General features: G+C 40.8%; 21 protein-coding genes. 15 read left to right on the forward strand and 6 right to left on the reverse strand.

Going from position 1 to position 25360, the window contains the following annotated elements:
- Positions 1-36 precede the first annotated feature (36 nt).
- Together CAG58_RS03205 and dinF are read left to right on the forward strand one after the other, a co-directional pair.
- Positions 37-855, forward strand: coding sequence for a class I SAM-dependent methyltransferase (locus tag CAG58_RS03205; protein WP_115152674.1), 819 nt, complete (start codon positions 37-39; stop codon positions 853-855).
- Between the two features lie 110 nt (positions 856-965).
- Positions 966-2303 carry an MATE family efflux transporter DinF gene (gene dinF, locus CAG58_RS03210; RefSeq protein WP_161425725.1) on the forward strand — a complete coding sequence of 446 codons (1338 nt, stop codon included), beginning with the start codon at positions 966-968 and terminating at the stop codon, positions 2301-2303.
- A gap of 96 nt (positions 2304-2399) precedes the next feature.
- Here dinF and sthA read toward each other — a convergent pair whose 3' ends face one another.
- On the reverse strand, positions 2400-3800 hold the full coding sequence (sthA, locus tag CAG58_RS03215) for a Si-specific NAD(P)(+) transhydrogenase (RefSeq protein WP_161425724.1): 1401 nt from the start codon (positions 3798-3800) through the stop codon (positions 2400-2402).
- A 265-nt stretch (positions 3801-4065) separates the two neighbouring features.
- Between sthA and fabR the strand changes: the two genes are divergently transcribed.
- On the forward strand, positions 4066-4707 hold the full coding sequence (gene fabR, locus CAG58_RS03220; protein ID WP_154169851.1) for an HTH-type transcriptional repressor FabR: 642 nt from the start codon (positions 4066-4068) through the stop codon (positions 4705-4707).
- A complete protein-coding gene (locus tag CAG58_RS03225) occupies positions 4707-5069 on the forward strand; it encodes a YijD family membrane protein (protein ID WP_040903607.1) in 363 nt (120 codons plus the stop codon). Before fabR ends, CAG58_RS03225 begins: the two co-directional genes overlap by 1 nt.
- A gap of 26 nt (positions 5070-5095) precedes the next feature.
- Here CAG58_RS03225 and trmA read toward each other — a convergent pair whose 3' ends face one another.
- On the reverse strand, positions 5096-6205 hold the full coding sequence (gene trmA, locus CAG58_RS03230) for a tRNA (uridine(54)-C5)-methyltransferase TrmA (protein ID WP_161429831.1): 1110 nt from the start codon (positions 6203-6205) through the stop codon (positions 5096-5098).
- A 353-nt stretch (positions 6206-6558) separates the two neighbouring features.
- On the opposite strand from trmA, the gene CAG58_RS03235 reads away from it, so the two are divergent.
- Genes CAG58_RS03235 through CAG58_RS03250 form a run of 4 tightly spaced genes read left to right on the forward strand, consistent with a single transcriptional unit; the run spans position 6559 to position 13176 of the window.
- Entirely contained in the window at positions 6559-7965 is a 1407-nt protein-coding gene (locus tag CAG58_RS03235; RefSeq protein WP_161439480.1) for a tyrosine-type recombinase/integrase, read from the forward strand.
- Positions 7966-7969: 4 nt separating this feature from the next.
- Positions 7970-10438 (forward strand): hypothetical protein, encoded by a 2469-nt coding sequence (locus tag CAG58_RS03240; protein WP_161439479.1) that lies wholly within the window; start codon positions 7970-7972, stop codon positions 10436-10438.
- An 11-nt stretch (positions 10439-10449) separates the two neighbouring features.
- Entirely contained in the window at positions 10450-12627 is a 2178-nt protein-coding gene (locus CAG58_RS03245; RefSeq protein ID WP_161439478.1) for an integrase, read from the forward strand.
- A gap of 3 nt (positions 12628-12630) precedes the next feature.
- The gene (locus CAG58_RS03250; protein ID WP_161439477.1) at positions 12631-13176 is read left to right on the forward strand and encodes a hypothetical protein; all 546 of its coding nucleotides are present in this window, start codon (positions 12631-12633) and stop codon (positions 13174-13176) included.
- Positions 13177-13258: 82 nt separating this feature from the next.
- On the opposite strand, the gene CAG58_RS03255 is transcribed toward CAG58_RS03250, so the two are convergent.
- A complete protein-coding gene (locus CAG58_RS03255; RefSeq protein WP_161439476.1) occupies positions 13259-13465 on the reverse strand; it encodes a helix-turn-helix domain-containing protein in 207 nt (68 codons plus the stop codon).
- Between the two features lie 92 nt (positions 13466-13557).
- Here CAG58_RS03255 and CAG58_RS03260 point away from each other — a divergent pair, with 92 nt between their 5' ends.
- From CAG58_RS03260 to CAG58_RS03285, 6 genes are all read left to right on the forward strand, one after another.
- Positions 13558-14100 carry a hypothetical protein gene (locus CAG58_RS03260; protein WP_011149150.1) on the forward strand — a complete coding sequence of 181 codons (543 nt, stop codon included), beginning with the start codon at positions 13558-13560 and terminating at the stop codon, positions 14098-14100.
- The gene (locus CAG58_RS03265) at positions 14094-15476 is read left to right on the forward strand and encodes a DEAD/DEAH box helicase (RefSeq protein ID WP_038160595.1); all 1383 of its coding nucleotides are present in this window, start codon (positions 14094-14096) and stop codon (positions 15474-15476) included. The genes CAG58_RS03260 and CAG58_RS03265 overlap by 7 nt, the downstream gene beginning before the upstream one ends.
- A 43-nt stretch (positions 15477-15519) precedes the next feature.
- Positions 15520-15825, forward strand: coding sequence for a hypothetical protein (locus CAG58_RS03270; protein ID WP_011149152.1), 306 nt, complete (start codon positions 15520-15522; stop codon positions 15823-15825).
- 19 nt (positions 15826-15844) lie between these two features.
- A complete protein-coding gene (locus CAG58_RS03275) occupies positions 15845-16369 on the forward strand; it encodes a hypothetical protein (RefSeq protein ID WP_011149153.1) in 525 nt (174 codons plus the stop codon).
- Between the two features lie 399 nt (positions 16370-16768).
- A complete protein-coding gene (locus tag CAG58_RS03280; protein WP_094147018.1) occupies positions 16769-17752 on the forward strand; it encodes a hypothetical protein in 984 nt (327 codons plus the stop codon).
- A 114-nt stretch (positions 17753-17866) separates the two neighbouring features.
- Positions 17867-18733 carry a hypothetical protein gene (locus tag CAG58_RS03285; RefSeq protein ID WP_038160585.1) on the forward strand — a complete coding sequence of 289 codons (867 nt, stop codon included), beginning with the start codon at positions 17867-17869 and terminating at the stop codon, positions 18731-18733.
- A gap of 122 nt (positions 18734-18855) precedes the next feature.
- Here CAG58_RS03285 and CAG58_RS03290 read toward each other — a convergent pair whose 3' ends face one another.
- The 3 genes from CAG58_RS03290 to CAG58_RS03300 form a co-directional block, all read right to left on the reverse strand.
- Complete coding sequence (locus tag CAG58_RS03290) at positions 18856-19152, reverse strand: cyclic-phosphate processing receiver domain-containing protein (RefSeq protein WP_094147019.1); 297 nt, start codon at positions 19150-19152, stop codon at positions 18856-18858.
- A gap of 114 nt (positions 19153-19266) precedes the next feature.
- On the reverse strand, positions 19267-21099 hold the full coding sequence (locus tag CAG58_RS03295; protein ID WP_038160581.1) for an ATP-binding protein: 1833 nt from the start codon (positions 21097-21099) through the stop codon (positions 19267-19269).
- Between the two features lies 1 nt (position 21100).
- The gene (locus tag CAG58_RS03300; protein ID WP_161439475.1) at positions 21101-22276 is read right to left on the reverse strand and encodes an SIR2 family protein; all 1176 of its coding nucleotides are present in this window, start codon (positions 22274-22276) and stop codon (positions 21101-21103) included.
- 385 nt (positions 22277-22661) lie between these two features.
- On the opposite strand from CAG58_RS03300, the gene CAG58_RS03305 reads away from it, so the two are divergent.
- Positions 22662-25343 carry a class I SAM-dependent DNA methyltransferase gene (locus CAG58_RS03305; RefSeq protein ID WP_161439474.1) on the forward strand — a complete coding sequence of 894 codons (2682 nt, stop codon included), beginning with the start codon at positions 22662-22664 and terminating at the stop codon, positions 25341-25343.
- Positions 25344-25360 lie beyond the last annotated feature (17 nt).

Raw genomic sequence — 25360 nt, forward strand, 5'->3', positions numbered from 1 at the left:
TATTCATTATCATCTTTTTATGGTGACATAAGGAAGATGATAATGCCCTCTAAGTACACTCATTCATCACCACGTTATCAAGTACCCACTCGTTTACTGCAGCCGCTTTGGTTGCGTAGCCGTGAAAGTTTCGTCGATGATGGCTTGGTCTATGATCCGATAGCCGCTCGTGCCTGTCAGCGTTGTCACCTTGCGCCAGACTGTCTCGCGGGCGACATTCCGCAAAAACAGCTATTGCATGTTACGCTGGCTCGACTGTGCGATCAGCAAATTCATCGTTTTTTAGCGACCCATCCTGATGGCTGGATCATTAATGTTGGCGCTGGTTTAGATACGCGTTTTTACCGAGTCGATAATGGGCGCTGTCACTGGGTGGAAGTCGATGTGAGTGAGCATTTGTTATGGCGGCAAAAACTGTTTCATCGTAGTGAGCGTTATCAGCATTGCTGCGGTAGTGTCGATAATCTTGACTGGTTAGAGCGGTTAATCATTCCTGATTCGGCTCCGGTATTGATCTTATGTGAGCATGCGTTATTAGATTGCCACGCAAAGCAGATTTCCTCTTTTATTCGTGCGTTGGGGCTGCATTTCGTTAATGCTCGCGCTTGTTTAGTACTGGCGGGTGATAAAACCATGACACGTCTTGGACAAAAAATGGGCTCTGGTCATTATCAACATGGTTTTGCTAAACCGGATCAAGCGATACTCAATGCTTTGCCTTGGGCACATAGCGCCTTGCTGTTATCGCCCCTTGACCGCCATTGCCATCGCTGGAAACTTTGGCAACGTTTGGTGAGTAAAATCAACGGATTCAAACATCGCCTAACCCCCGTGGTGGTCCAAGTTCGTTGGTAATGTCTTGGCGTTATTGGGATTGATGTTCATTAAGCGCTGTCCGTCGTCATCACTTGGGAATGCTGATTATTTTCGGTACACTGGATGGCCGATCTTAAGAGGATTTCTATGTGGCGTCGCTAGTCCAAATTCTTACCAACCGCACCATTCATCGTCAAGTCTTACTGCTTTCCATTCCTATGGTGTTGTCCAACATTACCATTCCATTGCTTGGCTTGGTCGATGCGGCGGTGATTGGTCATTTACAGCACGCATGGTATCTCGGTGGCGTCGCGCTTGGGGGCATGCTGATCAGCGTTTCTTTCTGGTTATTGGGCTTTTTACGCATGTCGACGACCGGATTAACAGCACAAGCCTATGGCGCTGATGACCGTAATCAGTTGGCTTTAGTCTGGGTACAGGGCGTACTGATGTCTCTTGGATTTGCGGCGGTCTTTTTGTTACTGCACCGTTTGATTGGTGAAGGCGTTTTTGCCTTAAGTGAAGCCAGTGAACAAGTGAAACATTATGCTCAGCAGTACTTTATGATTCGAGCTTGGAGTGCGCCGGCTGTATTGATCAACTTTGTGCTGCTTGGTTGGTTATTGGGGACGCAAAATGCTAAAGCGCCAATGTGGATGGTGATCATCACCAATCTGACCAATATTGTGCTCGATGTCCTGTTTGTGCTCGGTTTTGGTTGGAAAGTCTCTGGCGTCGCGTTGGCTTCAGTGATCGCCGATTACCTTGGTATGGCTTTTGGTTTATGGTGTGTCTGGCGCTTTTGGCGTGCTAAAGGTTTACCATCACCTTGGGCTTTATTGTTGCAAAGTACTCAAGGGATGAGTCGTTTTGTACGTTTAAATCGTGATATTTTCTTGCGTTCGTTATGTTTGCAGGCTGCCTTTAGTTTTATGACGTTTCAAGGCGCGGCTTTTGGTGATCAAGTTGTCGCTGCGAATGCGGTGCTGATGAGCTTCTTGATGATGATCTCTTACGGCATGGATGGTTTTGCATACGCGATTGAGGCGATGGTGGGCAAAGCGGTAGGAGCGAAAAGCCCGTCGCAACTTAAAGCTTCTATTATTGGCAGTACGTTTTGGAGCTTACTAATTTGCCTTGGGCTAACGGCCGTCTTTGCGTTTTCAGGCTCGAACCTGATTGGTTTAATTACGTCTATTCCAAGTGTACAGCAGACCGCTCAGGAATATCTGCCGTGGTTAGTCGCGATGCCGCTAGTGGCGATGTGGTGTTTTTTGCTCGACGGGATATTTATTGGTGCCACGAAAGGGCGAGAGATGCGTAACAGCATGTTTATTGCCGCCAGTGGTTTTTTTCTGGTGTTTATACTTTTCTCTGCTTGGCAAAACCACGCTTTATGGCTAGCGATGTTAACGTTTATGGCATTGCGTGGTCTGAGTTTAGGTTGGGTATTAAAGCGCCAGTGGCAGCGAGGCGATTTTCTCTAGCTTAGGAAGAGACAGCTTAAACTGACGACGACTCTTTTGTTTAAGTCGCCGTCATCAACCATTGTTAAAATAAGCCATGGTTAAAACAAACCATGGTTAAAACAAGCGGTTTAATCCATTGAGCGCGGCAACACGATAAGCTTCAGCCATGGTGGGATAATTGAAGGTCGTGTTGACAAAATAGTCGATGGTATTAGCAGTGCCTTTTTGTTCCATGATTGCTTGTCCAATGTGGATGATTTCTGCCGCGCGCTCCCCAAAGCAGTGAATACCTAAAATCTCTTTGCTATCGCGATGAAAGAGAATTTTTAAACTACCGATATCTTTACCAGAGATCTGTGCGCGTGCTAAATGCTTAAATGAGGAGCGTCCTACTTCGTAAGGGATTTTCGCTGCGGTAAGTTCTTGTTCGGTTTTTCCAACTGAACTGATTTCTGGGATGGTATAGATACCCGTTGGGATATCTTCGATCAACTTATTCACCGCTTGGCCCTGAGTAATCGCTTGGGCGGTAAAACGGCCTTGATCGTAAGCAGCACTGGCAAGGCTTGGGTAACCAATCACATCCCCAACCGCATAGATGTGCTCGACATCGGTTTGATAATTGTGGTTGACGGTTAATTGACCACGGGCGTCGGCGGCGAGACCAACCGCTGATAAATTCAGTTGATCGGTATTACCCGTACGGCCGTTAGCGTACAACAAGCAGTCCGCTTTCATCTTTTTACCCGATTGTAAGTGGACAATCACGCCATCATCAGTGCCTTCAATTTTCTGATGGGTTTCATCGTTGCGAATCACCACGCCACTATTCCAAAAGTGGTAAGAGAGCGCATCAGAAATTTCATTATCTAAAAAAGCCAATAAGCGATCACGAGTGTTGATCAGGTCGGTCTTTACGCCTAACCCTCTAAAAATAGAGGCGTATTCACAACCAATCACCCCTGCACCATAAATAATAATATGCTGTGGATCGTGTTTTAAATTTAAAATCGAATCGCTGTTGTAGATCCGAGGATGGGTAAAATCGATATCATTCGGTTGGTAAGGTCGAGAGCCAGTGGCAATCACAAATTTATCGGCTTGATAGTGCTCGATGCTGCCATCGTGTTTATGAACTGCGACAGTGTGAGGGTCGATAAATTCGGCGCTACCAAAAATTAAGCTACATTGGTTTCGGTCATAAAAGCCTTGTCGTAAGCGAGTTTGTTTATCGATAACGGTTTTTGCATGACCGAGAATGGATGAAAATGTGGCGTGTATGCTGGTGTTGTTTTTACAAAACAGCGGGTTACTGTTGAATTCAATGATTCGACTGACGGCGTGACGTAAAGCTTTCGAGGGAATAGTTCCCCAGTGTGTACAACCGCCGCCGACGGTGCTTTCCTTTTCTATGATCGCGACATTCATGCCAGCTTTGGCTAATCCCATTGCTGCGCCTTCTCCGCCAGGTCCGCTGCCGATGACGATAACGTCAAACTGGTGCTTCTGTGTCATAGGATATCCTTGTTGTTATCGATGCTTATCAGTGCTGTAGCGAGATTGTAACTGATTGTGTTGCTAGGTAAATCCCATTTCCCCGATAGGGTGTTTAGGATCACGACATTTTATAGGATAGCGGCTGGAGAATTTAAGTGTGGTATTTTTGTGTTGTTTGAATGGTTGAGAAAATGCTGACACTGCTATGCAAGCTGGGATCGACAATGGTGCATTTCGCGTTATAGTATGCGGTTGATGATAAGGCTATGAGAATAGGTTCAGTATGAAATCTACCGGAATTCGCGCGCTACAAAAAGAAAAAACTCGTCGTTCATTGATTGACGCAGCGTTTAGCCAATTGAGTGCGGATCGCAGCTTTTCTAATTTAAGTTTACGTGAGGTCGCACGCGAAGCTGGGATTGCCCCCACCTCTTTTTATCGACATTTTAAAGACATGGATGAGTTAGGGTTGACCATGGTTGATGAAGGTGGACTGCTGCTACGTCAACTGATGCGTCAAGCGCGGCAGAGAATTGTTAAAGAGGGCAGTGTCATACGTACGTCAGTGGAAACCTTTATGGAATTTATTGAAAGTAGTCCTAATGTGTTTCGTTTACTGTTGCGCGAACGTTCTGGAACTTCGTTTGAGTTTCGCGCCGCAGTAGTGCGTGAAATTCAACATTTTTCTGCTGAGCTTACCGAATACCTGATCAATACCGGTATGGGACGAGAAGAAGCGGTCATCCAAGCTGAAGCGTCAGTGACGTTAGTCTTTAGCTCCGGCGCGCAAGCATTAGATCTAGAACGACAAGCGCGTGATGAATTGTCAGAGCGACTGATTATGCAGTTGCGTATGATGGCGAAAGGGGCTCTTTGGTATCGCAAAGAGCGTGAACGTAATCGACTAAAAAATGGGATAGAGTAATGAGTAACGAAACATCACCCACTTCCAATAGTAAAACATTGCTGCTGGCCTTAATTAGTGGCATGTGCGGTGACGCACTTTTATCATGGCTGACGATCAGCGAGGTCTCTTTCTCCCTCTTTCCACTGATTGCTCTCGTGTTGTCGGTACAAATGTTATACCAAGACTATTTACGTCATCCAGTAGCAGACGATATTCCGTTGGTTGGTTTAGCCTGTTTTTTTGTCGGAGCTTTTGGCCACTCGGCGTTTATGAAGGCTCAATACCCCGATTCAGGTTCAATGCTGTTTTCAGTGATTGTGGTATTAGGGCTTTTGTGGTGGATTGGTAAAAAGCTCGGCTTTATCGGACGCAAAAATTAACGAGCCGTTAGGCTCGTTAATTTCTTTTATGCTTTACGCTCTAGCATCACGCCTGCTTCCATGTGGTGGGTGTACGGGAATTGATCAAATAAAGCGAAGCGAGTGATGTTATGCGTAGTAGATAAAATATCTAGGTTCTCTTTTAAGGTCTCAGGATTACAAGAAATATACAAAATACGCTCATACCCTTGTACCATTTTACAGGTATCAACATCCATTCCTGCACGCGGCGGATCAACAAAAATAGTGTTACAGCGGTAACTTTTAAGATCAATGCCAGCCTCTTTTAAGCGATTAAATTCGCGTTTGCCTTCCATCGCTTGAGTAAAATCTTCCGCAGACATACGAATGATTTGCACATTGTCTATATGATTCGCGGCAATATTGTATTGTGCGGACTCTACTGAAGGCTTCGCTAATTCTGTCGCTAATACGCGATCGAAATTTTGCGCGAGAGCGAGCGAGAAATTACCATTGCCACAATACAACTCTAGTAGATCACCTTGGCTTTCTTGCGTGCAGTCTACTGCCCATTCGAGCATCTTCTCGGCAACTTTTCCGTTGGGTTGGGTAAAGCTATTCTCAACTTGTTGGTAAAGATATGCTTTATCGTTAACGTGTAGTTTTTCTACGACATAGTCTCGGTCTAGGACAATTTTCATTTTCCGAGCTCGTCCGATCACGTTGAGATTAAAGCCTTCATCGTTCAGTCGTTGTTTGAGTTGCTTAGCCTCAGATGTCCATGCTTCATCAAGCTGACGATGGTAGATCAAAGAAACTAATAGCTCGCCACTCAAGGTTGATAAAAAATCCACCTGAAACAGTTTGTGACGCAATGTTTTATTACCTTGCATCGCTTCTATTAACAGTGGCATTAGGTCGTTAATTAAACGGCTGGCGGCGGGGAACTGATCAACTCGATACTTTTCTCGAGTAGTTGGATTAAACATGACGTAATACATTTCATCCCCTTCATGCCAAACCCGAAACTCTGCGCGCATCCGGTAATATTGCTCTGGAGATTCAAATACTTCTAGCTTTGGGACGTGATAGGGCTGAAACATTTCAGTAAGGCGGGTGATTTTCTCAGCCAGTTGTGCTGAATAATGTTCAGGATTTACGTCAAGCGTCGCCATGATGGTATTACCTTTTACTGGTGCATTTATTGAAAGAGCGCAGATTTTATTCAATCTGACCTACATGTCCAGTTTTGTTGGTGATTTACCAAGTTTAAGGTAATGACAAATCACTTGATTATCATCGGTGATACTAGACAAGCTCACCATTGGTCAATAGTATCATTATAGCTGGTGATATTTAGCTGCCTAGATGGCTAAATTCTGAAAAGGGAATCTGGTGTAAATCCAGAACTACGGTTGGGATCTTTATTAGACGACGCAAGTTAATAAGCTGTTAGTATAAAAAATTAGACATAATGGATTTATTAGCTTAGTGTAGTGCTATAATTGTTTGATTATTTGGTGCTAATTTGATTGAGCAGAGTAAGGCATTTCCAGAGGACTATGGTGTTGATTACTGTCTTATGTGGATCAATACGGATAAATATCCTTCTTTTACCAGTAGGGCGGCCCCTGATAGTGGAGAAATAGTCCACGAAGTAAATGACAATTCAAAACCATTTATTTATAAACTTCCGATTTTAGTTGACCCAGATGGCATTAATGTAGTGCCAGTCAATTTATACCTGCACTCTCTATTGTCAAATCCAGATATATCATCCGTTGATACAATTGAATCTCATGCAAATGCCTTATTAAGCTTCTATCGTTGGATGAGTATGGAAATCCCAGAACATACTGACAAAAGAACAGGTGTCTTGATTGAAGAGAAGCTACCATTAACAATATTTGACTGCACAGAGAAAGTAGAAGAAAGCCCGGTCGTTAGATATCGTGATTACTTATTAGAGAATCTTTATACCGAAGATGAAAATGGAAAAATCGGTGGTTCTCCAAATACGGCTTCTAGCTATGTACTAAAAGTAGTTGCTTACTACACCTATCTTCATCGCCAACGGATAGTCCCACTTAGCAAAACTTTTCGCCCATTTGAGTTTTCAGCCAAGAAAGTTCGTATACAGAACAAAAATAAGAGAGCGCAACATGACATGCTCTCACATCTCAATAGTTATCGCGGCGATATTACCGTGTATACGACGGGTCTCACCAAGCCATTTAAGAACAGACAAAAGCCTCAAGATGCTGATATCCGAGAGCTACGTCCCTTGCGTGAAGATGAAAAACAAGCCTTTTACCGATATATCGATGTGCAAAATTCATCTGATACTAAGGACTTAATGTTGTACACGGCAACTGAGGTTGGGGTAAGACTTGAGGAACTGATAACTTTTCCTGCTTCTGTCGTAGAGAGGCCAAAATCTAAAGTTATGAAAGTGCCAATTGGTGAGCGCATCAATGGTTGTCTTACCAAATACAGAAAAGAGAGAACGATCGAAATTCCAGACTACGTTATGGATCTTTTGTATGAGTACAAGCTAAGTAAGGCAAGGAAGGAAGCTATTGACAGTGGGTTATTGCGTCATAATCACTTATTCGTTCAATCTAATGGCAGTATTTACGCACCAAACACAATTCAAAAGCATGTGGAAGCTGTACGCAATGATATGATTCTTAGCGGGCTTGATATTTATTTTGTTACGCATGATTTAAGAGCTACTTTTGCGACCGATTGGCTGTACAAGAGACATATTGAAACAGGTAAGCCCTTTGAGGCACTCATCTCCGAACTAGCATACTTGATGGGGCATGAGAATACAGGTACTACTCAAAAATACATTAACTATCTAAATGATGATAAAACATGGTTTGAGTTCTCTCAGCGAAAAAATCAATTTGCACAAGAAGTGTTGAGGTGAGCATATGGCAAAAAGTCGATTAGCAGCATCTAGAAATAAAAATAAACTCATTACTCAACCAAAAGCGAAAGATAACGTTACTTCATTAGATTTGAGTTTTAAACTGTATCGAAAAGAGAATGCGTATGGTTATCAATTCAGTCTTCTTGATTGGTGTCATGAGCAGTGCGATCCCCAAAGGCCATTAGTAAAACCATCTCGCTTGAAAATAATGCAAAAGCTAAGGTTCTGGGTTGATCAAGAGAAAAAAAATAACAGTAGTGAAGGTTCTATATTTGCTAGGTTATCCATTTTAAAGCAGTACCTTGTTTTTTGTGACTTTAAAAAGAACTCCCCTTTTTGTCAGGCTGGATACCTTTCTTATGTTGGGAACGCTGGTGAATTGTGGCGTTTAGTTCATGAGGGGTGTGAGCAGAAAAAATATAGCTTTCAATACTATGATGGTGAAGAAGCTGGCATATTGGAATCCACTGCTTGTAGGAGAAAGATGTTCCTCGATAATCTTCTTTCGGTGCTTGGTGTTGATATATCTGAGTGGCAAGCCACGCTTAAACCTTTTTCTACTATGAAGGATGAACCATCAACACAACCTTATATATCAAGTGAGTGGTATGGATTAGTTCGACGCACTCAACTTTTCTTTTTTTCTTTGGCAACTCAACTTATTGCTCTAAAAGAGGAGAACCCTGAAGTACTTCCCCCTCGATGCTTAGAAGGTATTGTCGTAGATAGGGTAAATGGTCGTGACATTACAATTGAGTTGGGGGGCGGTGATGTAAAAGATGGAGCTGGGAGTCCTTTTAATCAATGTATGGCCGCAGCTTACACCTTATTTGCCTACTACACCGCATTTAATGACACTCCGATCAAAGAGGTTCGTCATCCTATTAAAGTAGTAGTATCGAAGGCAGAAAATCGCACATCGAAAACAGCTCAAGTTCGCGCATATAAAGGTCGTGCAGCAAAAGACGTAAAGGCGTTGTTTTCAGGTTCAGAAGAAAACTTGCATCCCGAAGCTAGTGAAAAAAGTGCTGGGTTTATTGTTGCTAATATTAATAAACGAGACAGTGTCGGGAAAGCCGACGGCATCACATTTCTCCAGACCTTTGAATTACTCTCAAAAACGTACAGTGATGACCCGTTTGATACCTTAATATATCTTCTCAATAGCCAAGGAGAAAAAGCTAAGGTGGAGATGGGGCAGGCTCTATCGGCGTTATCAAGGAATTTAAATTTACTTTCTAGTGACAGAGGTGAGCTAGTCGCTCACTTAGTTAAAACCTATACCGATATTGTTGAAAATCAAAAGATGACCACTTTTAACTGGGTTCAGAGAGAAGATAACTCATGGGTAATGGACAGGCAGGTCATCGAACTAGGTAAAAAAGTTGTAACACAAAGAGCAATTCCCATAGCTTACGCTGCCATCTCATGTATGACGGATGTTTCACTTCGAAACGTACTGATGCCACTCAGCTATTCAGATAAAGATACAGATGGAAATATCACGATTTCTTTTAAATATCTTGATGGCTCAAAAGGCGATTTTACAGTTGATTCTAAATACCGCCGTTTCCTTCAATTAGTTGAGCGCTATGCAGCAACGAGAAACCCGATACCTGGTATAACGCGAGTTGGTCTGAGTAATCGGCGTAGTGGTGGAACCAAACCTCCTTTTCTACTGCCTTTGGGGAAGCAAAATCATACTTACCAGTGGTCCGAAGGAAAGGTGCCTATAAGCTCATATTTGTTGAATTTGTGCGGTATAGATCATGGAGACTACTTTTTAAATATAAATTCAAGTCGAATTCGAGTTACTCACTCTGACTTGGAATACAAACCAGAAGAGCGTGGGTTGACTGCTCAAAAGATTTTGCAGCACAGCATTGAAACGGCTGATAGGCGATACCGAAATGGGCATCCTGTTTCAAATAGTAAGCAAACATCGCAAGGAATGATGGTGCTAAGTCACATCGCTGCGGGAAAGACACGCAATGAAGCTATAGAAACAGTTGAGAAAGAGCTAAAAATTCCTGTCTTAGAATACGAAATTTGGAAAAAACGCAACCGACCCACTAACCCTAACGGTGTTGATTGTGACGGTCAAATTGATCTGAGTTCAGAAAAAGATTGGCATTATGCGGCGCGTAAATTTGCAGAAGAAAAGGGGATTATTGAAGAAGGGCAGGATATCACCTGTTATCAATACGATCTTTGCCCCTTTTGCAAAAGCGCCAAGCTTGTTGATGATCCCTACGCTATTTATAAATTGCTGAGTTTTCTCGATGCGCTAAGTGAAGGTATTGATCAATATCCAGAACGAGCGTCCATCATCCAATCGAAGATAGAACGCTTTCAAGCCCATCTTGATGACGTACCATTAGAAACAATTGAACAAGCTGAATATTTGCTAGAAGAAAAAGGGCGTTATTTACTTTTTAACTCATTATCTTCTGTTACCCAATACCTATAAGGATCATACTTATGTTGTCTTTTGAAAATTCGCAAGATTTAGAATTAACTTTAGATGCCATGCGCTCCATTGGTGGTCAAAAAGATTATTTGCAGCAAGTGCTTTTCCCAGCGCTACTGCGAGGTAATTGGGAAGAGTTGGACAAAATGGTTGTCTATCAAGATGAGAGAAAGACAATCTTGTTTGGGGAAGATGCTTGGATGTTTGCACAGTCTGCTTATAAAGGAAAAAATAAGTCAAATATTTATTTTAATATAGAGTTAGAACAAGGCGAGAATGTCATTGTACTTCGTCAAAACGAACGTCATTTAGTTAATCAAGTGAAGTGTATCGCAGTAGCGAATATGTGGTTTTCAGGTCAACATATTGAGTTAGGTTCTCTCTCAAGCAAGATAGGTCTTTTGCGAAATTATATTGTTAAACTGTTTAAGCGTGGTATTACTTCTTTTGAAGAGTTAAACCAAGAGCATCTAGAAATTTTGGTCGAAGATGGATTTTTTGACATGTCTAACTCCAAAGTGTTTACTGGGTTAAACTATCTTCCCGCTTTAAAAGGTTTACTGCCATTTACGGTTAATTTTAATCGCCTAACGCATAAAATGTTTAACGCAAGACCTGATGACACTGAAGGAACATTGGTTATCCCTCCGCGGATATATTTTGCGGCATTAACGGAGTACAGCGAAGGGATTGCAAAAGCCTATGGGTTAAGAGATGAAATCGAACAAGCGGTTGAGCAGATGCTTTCTTTTTATAAATATGAAGAAAAAAGGAGGCTTTTAGATATAAGAAATGGAGAGATATATAAACCTATAAAGGGTTATGAGAAAAACTGGTCGCGATTCACTCAAGCATTAGAAAGCGAGGGAGTTGCTTTAGTCGATAAAGGCAAAAATCCGCGATGGATGGAAATATTCACCTCTCTTAAAACTCGTATTCTCTTAAAAGATTCACAATTTCACCGTTTTAATGTGTACATCGGTGACACTTTCTATGACTGGGGTGAATTTAGACGGTATTTAGTTAGCCTTAGTGCAAAGGCCTCGTGGTTATGTCTGGCGTTATCAGGGATGAGGATAGATGAGTTGTATCGAATTAGTCCTGTATATGGAGCGCAGGAAAAGAAGTTTGATAAAGATGGCGATGAGTCAGATACAGGCAAGGAACAAATTTACTTTCTAACAACACGCCAATCAAAAATTACACTCAACAGTCAAACCAAAAATGATGTTTTTGTTACCACTGAAACTGGTTGGAAAGCCTTTCATGTGTTAAATGCCATTCATACACCTTATCGAAACAGGTTTACAGAGAATGACAGTCATCGAATGTTCGCAAACTTGCAAAAGGTTACCTATTTCAAGTCTGTAGGAAAGTCTGCGTTGGGTAAAGGTGTCGTAAATAATTTTAATAAAAACAACGTTGATTCTATTCTGACATTAGATGATATGGGCTATTTACAAACATCAGATCCAACCCAGACATCTTTTAAACTGGGTGACAAATTTCACTTTACGTGTCATCAGTTGCGACGTTCACTTGCATATTACCTAATTGGCTATGAGTTGTGTTCTTTCCCTGCTTTGAAGCAACAGTTGTCGCATTGGTCGATGGCGATGACACGCTGGTATGCTCGCAACGCCTTTTCATTTGAAAAAATTTACAGCGAAATTCAAAAAGAGCGGATCACGCAACAGGCTGAGATCTTCGCTCGTATATATCAAAAAATGGCAAACCGTGAACGTATTGCAGGGGGTAAAGGTCAAGCAATAAGTCGTGAAGGTGAAAGCTATTTTGAAGATGGAGTAAATAAACGTAAGCTGTCAAAGGAATACTGGATAGATCTGTTGACCAACGGTAAGGCTCATTTACATGCTGTGGCTCCTGGTATGTATTGTACTAACACTCAATGCTCAATGCGTATCAATATTGATTTAACTGAGTGTGTTGACTGTGAATATGACTTTATTGAAAATGCTGTTTACGCTGAAGTGTCCCGTATGGATGCGATGAGAAATATTGATTTTTTAAAAGAAAACAATGAGTTAAATTCAAGCGCTGCAACCAAATACTATATGCAAGTAAAAGCTGCTGAAGAAATAATGGATGATTTAGCGTTCGAGCATGATAAGTACGAATTTGAAGAAGATGTGTTGAGTTTGGTTATACCAACAAAAACGGTGGCGTAAGATATGACAGATGAAACTGAATTAAGCCCGACCGAGAGGCTGTTAAGAGACGCATTAGCACGCCTTGTTGCCAAAAGGCCAACCCAAAGGGAGTTAAAACAGAAGCTTAAAGCCAATAAGTTGAAAATTACTGTTTCAAGTGTCGAGAAGGAAGCTGGATTATCGAATGGTGTAGTTAAACCTGAACGTTATCCAAAACTAAAGGAAGATATTCTGAGCGCTGAAGCTGCTCGTAAATATGGTCCTGTAAAAGATGTGTCTGATGAAGCCATCCGTAGGCATCCTTTATACATTAAAGCTAAAAATGATCTAGATAAAGCTAAGGCTGAAATAAAAATGCTCAAGGCAGAATTAACGTCGAAAAACTCAAAGTTAGAGAGCTATAAAGAGCGTATAAAAGAGCAAGCAGTAAGAATGCATCAAATGAATGTTGCCATGTGGGGGCAGATTCCTGATGAAAAAAAACATGTTGAGTTGATGATTGATGTTCAAGATATGGGAATGAACAGTAACATTTTAGACTTTAAAAAGCGTGAAAAACTAGATTAGTTTTGCAAACCATTATCTCTCGATTTCTCCAATAATATTTTACTTCCTTAGGTGTTTATAAATCTTATAGTTAGGGTTTACCTTATGGCAGCAAATCACGCACATCACAACCAAGAATACTTGCCAACTGGTATGCTTTTTCCAGTGTGATATTGACCTCTCCTCTTTCGATTCGACCGACATAGCTTCGGTCGATGTCTGCTGAAATAGCCAATTTATCCTGAGATATACCTTTAAGCTTACGCTCTTTACGTAAGTTATCCCCAAACCGTTTCGCTAAGTCTTTCATTTTTAATGGTACTCAAAATGAAAGAATATCCTTCATTGCGGATTTTATAGCCACGGACTATAATCCGCATTTTGGTTCGTAGTTGAGCTCTTATGACGAAGAAAACAGCGATTAATGAATATATTTTTACCTTATTCATCGAGAAAGGACTTGATGGATTAACGGTTCCTGCCTTAAGGGACGAACTACTAACGATTACGGGAGAATTTGAGGATATAACGGAAGCGCGTAAATTTCTTTATCGTCAGTTATTGCCTTTAGAAAAGAAAGGGCTACTTTGGACTAATGGCCAAGGGCGGACAAGGACATACCACAAATCAGAGCAGTTTAAAGAAACTGTATTCAAACCGAAAAAGCGTAAGCAACAAAAGCTAAAAACAGTCGTAAAAAATTCGGACGAAGCACTTACCCTTGATGAGCTGACTTTGGAACGACGAAAGTATGAAGCTGAACTTGCGATAGCTTTAGCTGAGATCGAAGAATTTCAACTATTGTCTGAAAGGTTACCTTTACAGAAATCATCATTGTTAAAACTATCCGAAGAAACTAGAGAACGCTCTGTTAGATATCTAGCCAAAATAAATGTTCTTAATCACGCCCTAAAGCTTAGTAATTGTGGGGAAGTAAAATGTTAAGACTATGGCAAGAGGAGTGTGTTGGATCGGCTTTAGAAAAGTATCTAGCTGGACATTCACATTTTCAGGTTCAGGCGACTCCAGGGGCTGGAAAAACGGTGGCCGCTGCCGAAATTGCCAAAAGGCTGTATGACTTAGACAAAATTGACCTGGTCCTCTGTTTTTCGCCATCATTAACGATTGCTGATGGTATCAAAAATACCTTTTCATGGCGATTGGGATGCTCTTTTTCCGGTGGACTTGGTTCAATAGGTGCATCGTTTACATATCAGAGTATGAAATACCTTAGAGATAGCTTTTGGGAAACAATTAAAAAGCACCGCGTATTGGTTGTATTTGATGAGATTCACCATTGTTCAGGTGATGAAATTGAAAATGCCAATGTATGGGGTGAGCAAATTTTGAGACAAATTCAAGGGATTGCTGCGTTTACATTATCCCTATCTGGCACTCCTTGGCGCTCAGATTTATTGCCAATTACGTTAGCACAGTATTCTGACGCAGAAGGTCGTATCCACTGTGATTATCAATACGGTTTAAAGCAAGCGATTATCGATAAGGTCTGTCGCTCACCTAAAATTGTACTAATTGATAATGATCGCTTATCTATTTCAGAAAGTGGACAATCAAAGTCATTTTCGTCAATTCCTGACCTTTTAAAGCAATCAGCAACTCCGTATCAAAGCATTTTGCAAAATATTGATGCAATGACTTATGTACTTGGCCTTGGTTGCAAAAAGCTAGCAGATATACGTATGGATAACCCTAATGCCGGTGGTTTGGTTGTTGCTTCATCAGTAGGACATGCAATCGAAATTCAGAAAGTTTTGACTGAGACATATGAGCAAAGTACAGAGATAGTCACTTACTATCATGAAAATCCACTAGAAAAAATCAATGGGTATCGAAACGGAACGACTCAGTGGATTATCAGCGTCGGAATGATTAGTGAGGGAACCGATATCCCACGTCTACAAGTCTGTTGCCATTTAAGTTTTGTGAAGACAGAACTTTATTTCAGGCAAGTTTTAGGACGAATTTTGCGAACGCATGAATCCTCGAATCAGCAAGCTTGGTTGTACACTTTTGCTGAAGAAAGCCTAGTGAGTTTTGCTGAGCAGATCGAGCAAGATATTCCGGACTCATGCTTATTTATCAAACCAGATAATTGGCAAGATAGACCTCAAGCTTCTGTTTCGTTAGATCGAGCCTATTTCTCTGATCAACAAAAGAAAAAAACTGATATTGGGAAGACACAGCTTAGTTGGGATAAAGAACGTTTGGAAAAACCGTCAATCATAACTGCATACTCAGCTTCTTCTGGTCAATTGAACTTAGGAAATTTCAGAGAGCGTGTAATTGCTGCATTTCAGTAATAAATATTTTTAATATTAGACAATATGTTAGCGAGGTATTGATATGTTCTACATCGGTGTTAGCCATTATTACGCAACAGGTGAAGGCCTCACAATGTATGTTGCTAGCGGTAGCGAAGAATCAATACGGGCAGCCATTCCAGAATATTTTCATCTTGGGCTCACTATTTTAACACCTTCAGAGTGGCTAAAAGCTGCTGCAGGGGACTGTGAGGATGAATATCATCAATCGGAAGCGGAAGATCTGAAAGCCTATTTACCACTCTTATGGAAGCAAATTGAGGAAAGAGCGTTAGAAAGAGGATGTCATCTGGACTTTTTCATGAAGCACCATTTTAACTATGCCTAATACGAACTAGGTGGTTTCAGTGAAGGTTTTATATTTTGATACGCTTAGTTTGCTTTATTCGAATGAGTATTTTCAACGTAATGCAAGTGTGCACACTAAGTATAAAGAATGGTTCCATACTCGCACAAAGACACTGTTAGAAATGGTGGAACCGGATTTTCAAGCTATCGCAAAGCTAAAAAATGCAGCGTCAGAATCGGGGCTACTACTTTACCCGTTAGGGATTTTTTATGATCGTTCATACCTTATTGAACATGGTGTGTTTTCCGCTGATGAATTAGCGCCTGATACAGAATTACCCTTCAGGATGCAAATGGACGACAACGACCCTGTGCGTCGGATGATAGCCCACGCACATGGATTGAATGCGCAATGGTACGCCTGCGGCGAAATTGGATCTGAAGAACTATTACAACCCTATCCGGAACGTCACTTACGTTCAGAATTTGGAAAAGGAGTAACGAGTGAATTACTCGCCCAGATTCTAAGGTTAAAAGCGACCAATATGCCAAATTTGACTGATAACATTTTACGGGACAAATGAGGGTGTTTTTAAGAAAGAGCGGAACCGTAGAGCAGATTCTCGCTTCTATCAGGGGCAGAAATTACGTTGATGAATTTCCTTCTCCAGAAAGACTAAAGCTGTACGAACAGTGGAAACCAGGAATTGCTCAAAAGGTACGTGATGGCGTCTTATTGTCTCAAGAAAAGAGCATGCAGAGAGAGCAGGACGAACTTTATGAGGTAATTTATCAAACCTATAAGAGGGTACCTATAGTCTTTGCGATAAAACTGTCTGCAATTTTTATAGTCATGATAGTTGCAATTCAGTTCATTTAAAAATGAAAGTTGTGGGGTTGGTCTGACTTCATTCATTCGGTATCAAGCTTCTCAAAACGCCATTCGCCAAAAAGTTTACTTATTGATAAATATAGGAAATTTAATGTTAGGTAACTCATCAAAAAATAGTGCTATGAAAAAAAACGTCATGATTTCAGCTCTCACTTTAGCGATATCTGGATGCGCAAGCACTCCCAATGAGTCCATTGAATCTCAGGGTAAATATGCGGATGACTATGCGCTCAATGTGGAAGAATTTTCCGAAGCTACACGGTTCTACTATCCACTAAGATGGATAGAACCTGGACGTAATGCCAACAACTTAGACAAGTTTTATTACGATACAAATTCACACAAAGAACTGGCTAATACTTCTTCTGTGGCTACAGTTGTCGCCGCTGGATTAGGAAGTATCACCTCATTTGATGCGGTGATGGGATTACTAGCTCAACAAGGTTCGCGATCTGGCTATGATTCCCTTTTAGGCGAACAATATCTCTACACAATTATTCAAGTGGATAACAATAAAGACTTGGATACTCAGGCACAATACGTTAACCGAATTGCTGTAGATACCATAAAAATGGCAATGGGAAGTGAAGCGAAGGAAGAATATCAAAAAGTGGGCTCAGAAGGTTTTTATTTCTTGGACAGAATTAAAGTGACCAGTACTTCAGATGAGAGTTGTACTGCTGTCTATTCGCCTTGCTACTCACTCACAGCCAGAATTCCTATGCTTATCCGCGACAATAATGGTTATATCCCGCTAGTGCCGCAAGGTGGCGATTATATGGCTGCTAAGACTTACTTGCCGATTGGTTTTCCAATAGAGCAGATAAAATTTGCTAACGTTGCTGGGGTTGAGCAATTCCTTTATGTACCAGCTGTAAAAATGAATGGGCACAAAGACCTCTGGAGAAAGGAAAATCTTTCCTATTTTACAGGCTGGTATAATCAGCAGCGCATATCGATTAACCCGTATATCAAGCGATTAAGCGACGATACGGTGTTTTACTTCAACCCTAAAATTACTGCAAAACAAAGAGATCGCTACTCGTTGTACAGAGTCTTTAATCTTAGTGATTAAGAGGGTGATTAACGGCAGAGTCTTATTTTATCGCAAGGTAAAATCTAAGAAAAAACAGATAGATACAAAGATAGGTTGTTTATTAGGTTTAAAATAAAAAGGTGAATGTAATTTATGAAAAAGCAGGGGTTGTTTGTAATTGGGCTGTCTATATTGGCTCTCAGTGGATGCTCAACAACGAGCGAGAAAAAAGTAGCAATGTGTTTGGGGGAACCTTGTGTTCAAGCCAATGACAACACGTCGCCAAAGCCGACATTTTACGTGAATGATAAAGAAGAAAAGTTTACTCACTTTGATGATGGTTCGATAAGTTCTCATACACTGGAAAACGGGTTGTACCGGCTCAGAGAGTATTTCAACCGCGATGGTTCACTTCAAACGCGAAATGCAAGATTCGTTGATCCTGAACGTGGTTCATTGAATCAAAAGCCAACTGGTCGCCAGTTAAAATTCAACGGTGATGGATTCGTAGCAAGTGCGAAGTATGGATACAACTTAGAGTTCAACCGGCCGACACAACTGGATAGTTTTTGGATGAAAGAGTCACATTCATTTTATCCGGCATTCAGTGCTAATGACGATTTGATCGCTATTTTATATGCGAACCGAGAAAATCAATACACTGACTATGGTGTTCGATTTGGGGTTGTCAATTTAGAGAAACCAACATGTGAATTAGGCAAACTTAGAAGTCAGGCTTATGGTAAAGTTGGTGATAAACATATAACCTTTAGCCGTAAGTGTATGAAGATAGGTAATAAAGTAGCTTTGGTATATAAACCCGCTTCAAAATCTGATGCTCAAAAGATGATAGACGCGATTGTGATGCCAATTGCTCGTTCGAAAGCTGTTGTTGGTGCAAAGCTAGGTTATTTGCATATAGATATACAAGGTAAACAAGTTCCATTTGATACTCGTGGCTGGGACGATTATTACCTTAAAAACAGTGAGCTGAACGTATCTCCGTACCGATTATTTTGAATCTTAACTGTGTGATTCATAGATATGCTTTCAATTTTCGTCGTTGCAGATCAAGATTGCGATTCTGTTCTTGAAACCTCTATACCTATATCAGGTAGCGCTGTAATACATGTCATGTGGTGTTAACCCAACATATTCAAACGTTTGATATTGGCAATCCCAAACTCCATTTTCTGCCTTGCAGATGAATTAGCGCTGTGAACTCGTATAACCGGTGGTTGAAAACCTTGAGTTGCAACCGCCTCTTCAATCCATAAAACAACATCATAGCCAGTGCCGTGTTCATCGTTGCCAAGATCATGATCGAGGCTTATTTCAGTAACATGTCCTTGCTTCAAAATGGCAATGGCCTCTTCAGGCCAGTAAACCCTATGCCATCCTTCCGGAGTTGGTCGTTCATCATCAAGGTAAACTTTCATTTTCTAGGTCTTATTTTATGGGGGGGCGTTCTGCAGCGCAAACCTGATTTTGGAGCAATCTGTTAGTTTTATTGAATCATGGCTTATAAATTAACAGATTGCATCCTACTTAACTTAAGAACACATTCTTCGAGATATATCTTCAAGTTCTTCTAGATCTAATCGACCTTTTGACCAACCAGAAGCAAACGGAATGGTACTAGATTTAGGTAACTGATCTTCTTTCAAATCTTTAACTTTAACTCTACAGGGTAAAGCGGCCCCTTCCCCAACAAAAATGGCTTCCTGCTGAGACAAGATAGGTAAGGCTCCAACCATCCCGGATAGACCATCAGGTAAGAAGCGAGCGACATGCTGCTGGTCAGCAGAGTTTGTAAGCCTTAATACTACCCATGTACCACATTGAGATATTACAGTGCTGTCAACATCGGCAGGTCGTTGACTTACCAACATCAATCCTATGCCATATTTTCGACCTTCTCGCGCAATCCGTCGTATCGCTCCCTGCGCAGCTGCGTATTGAGCCTCCCCATGATCTGGAACGTATCGGTGGGCTTCCTCGCATACCAATAGAATGGGATCTTTTTCTTTTTCATCTTGAGTTTGGAACACTTTGTATTGAAAAAGTAATCTAGCTATTAATGCTGCTAGAGGTCCTGCGACTTCGTTAGGCAGGCCAGAAATATCAATAATTCTGATATCTTTACCTGCTTGTTGAGGTGCCCCAACAAATTGATTTAGAACTTGATGCAATTTTATATCACCATTGTTTGCCCAGTTTTTCATCATAAATGCCAAACGAGTATCTCTACGAAGAACTTTCAATTTCTCAAGTACAGAGGGAACTGGAGATTTGGCTAAATCTGAATTAGTTAAACTCTCATGCTTACCTTTGTTTATTCTGCCTCCTTGTATGTATCGGACATGGTTTTCAAATTCGTCCAAAGAAAAAGGTCTCGGTTTGTCACGGTCAAACTCTAAGATATCAGACGTATCTTTATCGTCACATAAATCCGGGTCATCCATATTAATTAGATGAACCAGCGCATCAGTACCAAACTCATTAGGGCAAGGCTTCACAATACCACATGCCACCATCCGGGCATGTGCGAGAGCCTTTTGAACCACGTTATTTTGGCTAGTAGCACTATGTTCTGTTTTTCCAATTACCAAATTAGTAAATTCATCACTAGACATTAACCAGTAAGGGAGTTTTATTTCCTCTTGTTCATCTTGCCCAGCCGCAATATTGTATGCACGATATTGAATAGCTCTTTCTTTAAATGCTGTACCATATTCTCCATGTGGGTCGATGATTACTATTTGTGGTGATAGCTCTACTTGGTTGTGCTTATGGGAAAGAACACTGTGAATAATGGCTGCTACCGTACCTGATTTACCAGAGCCTGTTGATCCCAGAACGGCACAATGCATACCAAACATCTTATTAATATTAGCTCTGCAAGCAGTTGACTCCGATGCACTGTATGTTGCGAAAGGAACTAATGGATCGACCTCTTCATCTCTTGTTCCTTCAGCTGAGCGATACACACAGGCTATTTCTTCACTTGTTAGAAGAAATACGCCTTGTTGCGGTAGAGGATAGGTTTTAATACCACGGCGAAAGCTTAGTTTTTCCTTAACAGCATTCCAGCTACCTTCAGCTAATAATTGAACTTCCATTACTCTCTGATCGGCATCTGCATTAACTGGTTTACCAGCTTCAATTAATTCCTCTGAACGCATTCTAAGCATGGTTACTAAGCCAAAAATCACTTTTCGGCCATAGTGAATCTTAACCATGCTTCCTATTTGTCCTATCGAATAAACTCGTCCATCAAAAGTTCGATTCAACTCGGAAATTTTATCAGATATCTCAACTTTAATATTGGTGCCTGATACTTCAACAACTTGTCCTATTCTCAACTCGTCAACTGGTGTGAACATGTTATACCTCGCATCCATTTTCTAATATTGATGTGACACCTTTGAAAGTCCACCAATAGTCATCACCATCCTTTCTTGTAAATGGTCCTTCATTGCCCACATACAAACCATGTAAGGATGCGATGATAACTCTTCGACCAAAACTTGAATTGCGCCATTTCTCAATGCAATTAGGGAGGGTTTGATCTCTACATTCCAAGAATGCGATGAGTACTGTTTTATTTTCTTCTTTAGAAAAGGCAAATTCGATTTCGTTATTAATGTGTTCATCACCAAAGCTATAGCCGCATACAGCGAGAACATTACTGCTATTGGAATTTAGAGTCTTCCTAAACAGATCAAATTGTGCCGAAAAAGGGTCTTGCTGAGTTGCAACATATTTTGTCGCTTGGGGATAGATTAAAACTCTACGGTTTACTTCTGGGTAGCAGTCATTATCTCTAACTCGCCATACATAACCTTTTTCACATAGAAACCAGTCTATAGAACCATGCATTTTAATTACGTTGGCGCGTTGACCGTTCAAAGGAATAGGCTCGCCGTATCGTTGAGTTCTATGTGCTACAGCGCCTCCTGCAAATCCGTCCCAGTACGGAACTTTATTCAGAGCTAAAGCGTCTTCCAATAAAGTGTCGTAATTGGTAGTAAAAATATTGACCGTTTTTCTTCTTTCATAAACTCCAGCGGATGCATGGTTGAAAAGCATATTAATGAAATTTAGGTGAGCCTCGATATCAACAATTGGTTCAGATAATGTACCTTCTTCAACTGTGTTACCGTCTTTATCTTCGACATAACCACATCTAATAACGTTAGAAATAGATTCCAAAATGGCGTAATGGATGTCTTCAAGACGAGATAACTCTATTTCTTTGCCATTAATCGTTGTCTTCTTTTCCTTGTTTCTTTCCGCTAAAGCAGCATAATCGCCTAGGTGACTGAGTACGTGTTCTATATGGCATTCCAGCGGTAATTCATTGAACAAAGGAACAACAATATCGTTGAACAACTCTTCATGCTTGTTTTCCAAGTCTTTTTTAACTTTGTTGGTTAAGGGATACATCAAAGGTAATTTAGCATCGAAGCTAATTCCTGCACCCAACAGCCAACTTTGTTCACTGCACTTTAAGTGTTCTTCTATCTGAGAAAACAATTCTTCCTTAGCTAAGTCTTCCATTTATAACCTTCTAAACAATGATTGTTGTGCCAGTTGCTACACGATATTATGGCAGGGTTTTGGCTGCCTATTCTTTGGTAGTAACGAACAGTCGTCTCCATAATTGTCACCAATATAACACCACACACATAAGAAAGGTTGATTAACCTCTCGTGTAAAGGTTTTTGAACAATATCTTCAGCGACTTAAGTCATCGGCTAGTCATAAGGGGAGCGAACGTATCAATGAGCGGTTTATCTGATACGACTCATGGGATTGCATAACTGACTTGATGTATAATTGGTAGCATTTTTAAAAGGAAATCAATTCCTTTGATAAGAATTGATTGCCGTTAGACAAGATTGCTACTGAATTGCAGATTAGCAGCTTTCATGAAGGAAAGACCATGGCCGTCAATCAGGCAAAGATTTTTGAACAACTTGAATCTCTTGTTGAATCAGTAGATACCAATGAATTTATATATGGATTCCTAACAGCCTTTAACTTCCCCAAGGCAACGATTACTCAGGTTCGTCAGGAAGGCGCTCGCAATGTAGCTAAGATTCCAGGCCATGTTGGGCTGAAGAATAAACTTTATTATCTTCCAGTAGAAGAAGGTCAGGATATTGATGCTGCATTGGATGAACGAATTGCCGATCCATCGATAGCTAAGAACAAAATTCGCTTTATTCTGACTACCGATTTTGAACGTTTTCTTGCGTGGGATACAGCAACTAGCGAGCGACTGGATATTGACTTTGAAGTGCTGCATCGCAACTACAGTTTCTTCCTGCCACTGGTTGGCTTAGAAAAGGCTATTTTGAACAGCGAAAAGCCTGCAGATGTAAAGGCTGCAGTCAAAATGGGTAAGCTGTTCGACTTAATCCGTGTGAACAATCACTTAAGTAAACCAGAAGATATTCATGCGCTAAACGTGTTTCTTACACGGTTATTGTTTTGCTTATTTGCTGAAGATACCGGTATTTTCAAGCAAAAAGGTCAATTTACTTCTGCAATTAAAAGCTATACAGAACAAGATGGTAGCGATTTAGTTCAATTTATTCATCAGATATTTTCGGTGATGAATAGTCCTGATGGTAGCGATCTCCGTCAGCACTTTCCTAAGCACCTTACTGATTTTCCTTACGTAAATGGTGGTTTGTTTGAAATTGATTTTCCAATACCCGAACTAGGAAAAAAAGGTAGAAAAACCTTAATTGAATGCGGAGATGAAGACTGGAGTGCTATCAATCCTGATATATTCGGCAGCATGTTTCAGGCAGTGATTGATGTTGATCAGCGAGCACGCTTAGGCCAACACTACACATCCTACAGTAATATCATGAAGGTCATTCAGCCGCTGTTTCTTGATTCACTGCGAGCTGAACTGGAGAAACAATGTTCCAGTATAAATGGTCTTAAACGTTTACTTGTTCGACTAAGCCAAATCAAGGTTTTTGACCCCGCATGTGGTTCTGGAAACTTCTTGATCATTGCTTATAAAGAGCTAAGACTGCTAGAAATTGATGTTATTAAAGCGTTGATGAAAATCGACCAAAGCTTTTTTATGAGCAATATTCATCTTGATCAGTTTTATGGTATCGAGATTGATGATTTTGCCTGCGAAGTTGCGAGGCTTTCTCTCTGGTTAGCTGAACATCAAATTAACAAGCAATGGGAAAAAGATATAGGATCAGCTAAGCCACCTCTGCCACTAAAGGCAACAGGTAAAATAGTAGGTGGTAATAGTCTAACGATCGATTGGAATAGTGTCTGTCCTAACTCCGGGGACGATGAGATTTACTTGATTGGTAACCCTCCTTTCAAGGGACATCAAGGTAAAAATGATAGTCAACGTTCAGAAATGAAAAGTGTGTTTAAAGGATTTAAATCACTTGGTCCCTTAGATTATGTTGCCTGTTGGTTTTGGTTGGGGAGTAACTACATTCAGAATTCCAAAGCTGAGCTCGCATTAGTTTCTACCAATTCAATTGCGCAAGGGGAACAAGTTGGAACATTGTGGCCGCATATTATAAATCGAGGTTTACATATTCATTTAGCTTATCCAACTTTTACTTGGGAGAATAATGCAAAAGATAAAGCCGCTGTGCATGTGGTCATCATCGGTTTATCAGCTAGCCCTAACAAGCGTTTACTTTTTGAATATATTGAAGGCAATTGGCACTCAAAATCTGTCAACAACATAAGTCCCTATCTTTTAGAAGGCAGCAATACTTGTATTGTGGCATCAAAGAAAACGTTAAGTCCCAATGTGCCATCGCTGTTATTTGGCAATATGCCTAATGATGGGGGGCATTTATTGTTAAGTCGTTCAGAGAAAACTTTATTAATAGAGAAAGAGCCTCAATCTGAAAGGTGGTTGAAAAAAGTTCTGGGTGCAGATGAATTTTTAAACTCTAAAGAACGTTGGTGTTTATGGCTTAAAGATGCTTGTGAGACTGATCTTAAGTCAATGCCATTGGTTTCCGAAAGAGTAGCTTTGGTGGCAGAAAAAAGAAGAATGAGCCCGGATAAAGGTACACAAAAGCTCGCTGATAGGCCTCACCAATTTAGAGATCTCAACAATCCAGAACGCTTCATTCTGATGCCGAGCGTTTCATCTGCTAGAAGGAAATATGTTCCTCTTGGTATGTTTACAGGGGATATTATCTCTACAAACTTAAACTATATAATACCAGATGGCACTTTATACGAGTTTGCAATTCTATCTTCATTGCTTCACAACGAATGGATGCGCCTGGTCGCAGGAAGAATGAAAAGTGATTATCGTTACTCCGCTTCAGTAGTTTATAACACCTTCCCTTGGCCTGAAGTTAATGAGAAGCAAAAAGCAAAAGCTATCACTCTTGCTGAAAATGTTTTATTTGTTCGAGAGGACTTCCCAGGGAAAACTCTTGCTGAGCTATATAACCCAGACTCAATGCCTCCAGAGTTGCTAATAGCGCATCAAGAATTGGATGCTGCAGTTGATAAGCTCTACCGAGACAAGCCGTTTAAAGATACTGCTGACCGCTTAAGCTACCTATTGGCTCGTTATGAAGAACTGGTCGTTAAACAAGAAAAATAAATTTAATTTAGTTGGCA

Origin of the sequence: Vibrio sp. V31_P5A7T61, from assembly GCF_009904895.1 — a bacterium.
In the GTDB taxonomy this organism is placed as follows: domain Bacteria; phylum Pseudomonadota; class Gammaproteobacteria; order Enterobacterales; family Vibrionaceae; genus Vibrio; species Vibrio metschnikovii.

Excerpts from the sequence above, each read along its gene's own strand:
- sthA (WP_161425724.1), bottom strand. The coding sequence starts at position 3,800 with ATGACACAGAAGCACCAGTTTGACGTTATCGTCATCGGCAGCGGACCT.
- CAG58_RS03290 (WP_094147019.1), bottom strand. The coding sequence starts at position 19,152 with ATGAAAGTTTACCTTGATGATGAACGACCAACTCCGGAAGGATGGCAT.
- CAG58_RS03205 (WP_115152674.1), top strand. The coding sequence starts at position 37 with ATGATAATGCCCTCTAAGTACACTCATTCATCACCACGTTATCAAGTA.
- CAG58_RS03240 (WP_161439479.1), top strand. The coding sequence starts at position 7,970 with ATGGCAAAAAGTCGATTAGCAGCATCTAGAAATAAAAATAAACTCATT.
- CAG58_RS03300 (WP_161439475.1), bottom strand. The coding sequence starts at position 22,276 with ATGGAAGACTTAGCTAAGGAAGAATTGTTTTCTCAGATAGAAGAACAC.
- fabR (WP_154169851.1), top strand. The coding sequence starts at position 4,066 with ATGAAATCTACCGGAATTCGCGCGCTACAAAAAGAAAAAACTCGTCGT.
- trmA (WP_161429831.1), bottom strand. The coding sequence starts at position 6,205 with ATGGCGACGCTTGACGTAAATCCTGAACATTATTCAGCACAACTGGCT.
- CAG58_RS03245 (WP_161439478.1), top strand. The coding sequence starts at position 10,450 with ATGTTGTCTTTTGAAAATTCGCAAGATTTAGAATTAACTTTAGATGCC.
- CAG58_RS03305 (WP_161439474.1), top strand. The coding sequence starts at position 22,662 with ATGGCCGTCAATCAGGCAAAGATTTTTGAACAACTTGAATCTCTTGTT.
- CAG58_RS03250 (WP_161439477.1), top strand. The coding sequence starts at position 12,631 with ATGACAGATGAAACTGAATTAAGCCCGACCGAGAGGCTGTTAAGAGAC.
- CAG58_RS03260 (WP_011149150.1), top strand. The coding sequence starts at position 13,558 with ATGACGAAGAAAACAGCGATTAATGAATATATTTTTACCTTATTCATC.
- CAG58_RS03225 (WP_040903607.1), top strand. The coding sequence starts at position 4,707 with ATGAGTAACGAAACATCACCCACTTCCAATAGTAAAACATTGCTGCTG.
- CAG58_RS03265 (WP_038160595.1), top strand. The coding sequence starts at position 14,094 with ATGTTAAGACTATGGCAAGAGGAGTGTGTTGGATCGGCTTTAGAAAAG.
- CAG58_RS03280 (WP_094147018.1), top strand. The coding sequence starts at position 16,769 with ATGTTAGGTAACTCATCAAAAAATAGTGCTATGAAAAAAAACGTCATG.
- CAG58_RS03295 (WP_038160581.1), bottom strand. The coding sequence starts at position 21,099 with ATGTTCACACCAGTTGACGAGTTGAGAATAGGACAAGTTGTTGAAGTA.
- CAG58_RS03270 (WP_011149152.1), top strand. The coding sequence starts at position 15,520 with ATGTTCTACATCGGTGTTAGCCATTATTACGCAACAGGTGAAGGCCTC.
- CAG58_RS03285 (WP_038160585.1), top strand. The coding sequence starts at position 17,867 with ATGAAAAAGCAGGGGTTGTTTGTAATTGGGCTGTCTATATTGGCTCTC.
- CAG58_RS03255 (WP_161439476.1), bottom strand. The coding sequence starts at position 13,465 with ATGAAAGACTTAGCGAAACGGTTTGGGGATAACTTACGTAAAGAGCGT.